The organism is Streptomyces sp. NPDC059850 (genome assembly GCF_042731515.1).
GTDB lineage: Bacteria > Actinomycetota > Actinomycetes > Streptomycetales > Streptomycetaceae > Streptomyces.
The window spans coordinates 1-1,854 of the sequence record NZ_JBHWJI010000068.1 but is presented as its reverse complement, the minus strand read 5'-3'; the positions used below and the strand labels follow the sequence as shown (position 1 = coordinate 1,854).

Below are 1,854 nucleotides of genomic sequence, written 5' to 3'. Positions count from 1 at the left end.
CAACACCAAAACCCCCACACCCCTGATAATTCTTCCCCCCCCCGGGGGGCGGGTTCCACGGTGACCCCCGCCCCCCCGCGACCGTCCGGCCGCACTATCGGTCGCATGCTGTGGTCCGAGCCGCCCGATGAGCCGCCAGAAGATCTACGGCGCGCTCAGGCGATGCTCCGCCGCGTCCGGGCCGTCCTGGCGATAGCCGTCATGATCGCCACCTGCCTCCTCACGCTGCACCCCTGACCGGTGCTTCGGCAGCGCCTACTCTGGGCGCATGACTGCCCAGCGCACCCTGATCCTCGCCTCCGCCTCCCCCGCCCGCCTCGGACTGCTGCGGCAGTCCGGATTCGCGCCGGAGGTGATCGTCAGCGGAGTGGACGAGGACGCGCTGACCGCCGAGACGCCCGCCGCGCTGGCGCGGGTGCTGGCGGAGGCCAAGGCGGCGGCCGTGGCCGGTCTCGCGGAGGCAGACGGGGCGATCGTCGTCGGCTGCGACTCGGTGCTGGAGCTGGACGGGCAGGCGCTCGGCAAGCCCGCGGACGCCGAGGAGGCCACCGCCCGCTGGAAGTCGATGCGCGGCCGGTCGGGCGTCCTGCGCACCGGGCACTGCGTGATCGACACCGCGAGCGGCCGCCGCGCCTCCGCCACCGCCTCCACCACGGTCCACTTCGGCGAGCCGACCGACGCCGAGGTCGCCGCGTACGTGGCCAGCGGCGAACCGCTGCATGTGGCGGGCGCGTTCACGCTCGACGGGCGTTCGGCACCGTTCATCGAGGGCATCGAGGGCGACGCGGGCAACGTGATCGGGCTGTCGCTGCCGGTGCTGCGCACGCTGCTGGCCGAGATCGGCGTGGGCATCACGGACCTGTGGGCCTGAGAGCCGCCTGAAGCTGCTTGAAGGCTGCTTGAAGGGGGCTCAGGGGCCTCGCTGCTTGAAGGGGGCTCAGGGGCCTCAGGCCGGGCTGGGGGCGTCCTGGCCGCCCTCGGCCCCGGCGGCACCACCCCGGCCCGTGGCCTCCGGCTCGTACGCCAGCAGGCTGAGCACCACCAGCCCCAGCACCACCATCAGACACGCGAACGCGGGCCAGCCCACCAGGCCGACCGAGAACGCGCCCACCACGCCATGCGTCACCGCGCAGGTGATGAGGAGGATGCGGCCGAAGCGGCCGGGCGCGCGGTCGCGCAGCGCCATGCGGAGCAGCACCGCGCCGCACAGCAGCAGATAGCCGCCGAAGAGGCCGCCCGCGACCCAAGTCCCCACGGACATCGCGTCGGTGTCCAGGCCCGCCAGGGACATCTGCTGCCGGTCCACGACCAGCCCCAGGATCCAGTTCAGCAGCGCTATGCCGACCGCTTCCAGCGTCAGCGCCATGGCCGCCACCGCGGCCACTGGTCTGCGTGCCACCCCGCCCACCTCTTCCGGTTCGACATCACGAACGCTACTAACGGGTAAGCCGCCCCACAAGAGGTGCGCGAGGCCCTTGCCCCAGCAGGACCGTGCGGCAAAGTTTCCGCCCCTCGTTCGTAGGGATCCCACAAAGAAACGCGAAGCTCCGCAGCACGGCGGGGCCGAGACGCTGCCCACACCACGGATCTCGCCGCGGGGCCGAAAACCGGGCGTACCGTGGAGCGACGGGGGATTCGGCTGTCTGCCCTGGGCAGGGTTAACGCTCCGTGTGGTCAAGCTCACGCCCGGGGGCTTCTCGGCGCGTGGTGTCACCTGTACCTAAACTCGGCTTGTTTCAAGGAGGGAGTCATCGTGCGCAAGGTGCTCATCGCCAATCGTGGCGAGATCGCTGTCCGTGTTGCCCGTGCCTGCCGGGATGCCGGGATCGCGAGCGTAGCCGTCTACGCGGATCC

Annotated in this window: 4 protein-coding genes; 3 read left to right on the top strand and 1 reads right to left on the bottom strand. The window is 71.5% G+C overall.

Annotated features, from left to right (window positions below; genetic code table 11):
* Positions 1-105 precede the first annotated feature (105 nt).
* Complete coding sequence (mmpB, locus tag ACFV9T_RS36745) at positions 106-237, top strand: morphogenic membrane protein MmpB (protein WP_385446875.1); 132 nt, start codon at positions 106-108, stop codon at positions 235-237.
* A 31-nt stretch (positions 238-268) separates the two neighbouring features.
* Positions 269-871, top strand: a complete 603-nt coding sequence (locus ACFV9T_RS36740) for a Maf family protein (protein WP_385446874.1) — start codon at positions 269-271, stop codon at positions 869-871.
* Positions 872-946: 75 nt separating this feature from the next.
* On the opposite strand, the gene ACFV9T_RS36735 is transcribed toward ACFV9T_RS36740, so the two are convergent.
* Positions 947-1,399: a hypothetical protein gene (locus tag ACFV9T_RS36735; RefSeq protein ID WP_385446873.1), complete on the bottom strand. Its 453-nt coding sequence runs from the start codon at positions 1,397-1,399 to the stop codon at positions 947-949.
* A gap of 354 nt (positions 1,400-1,753) precedes the next feature.
* Between ACFV9T_RS36735 and ACFV9T_RS36730 the strand changes: the two genes are divergently transcribed.
* On the top strand, positions 1,754-1,854 hold a 101-nt coding region (locus tag ACFV9T_RS36730; protein ID WP_158786612.1), incomplete at its 3' end, for a biotin carboxylase N-terminal domain-containing protein.

What these genes read in the sequence shown, in the direction of transcription:
- mmpB (WP_385446875.1), top strand. Translation starts at nt 106, where the DNA reads ATGCTGTGGTCCGAGCCGCCCGATGAGCCGCCAGAAGATCTACGGCGC.
- ACFV9T_RS36740 (WP_385446874.1), top strand. Translation starts at nt 269, where the DNA reads ATGACTGCCCAGCGCACCCTGATCCTCGCCTCCGCCTCCCCCGCCCGC.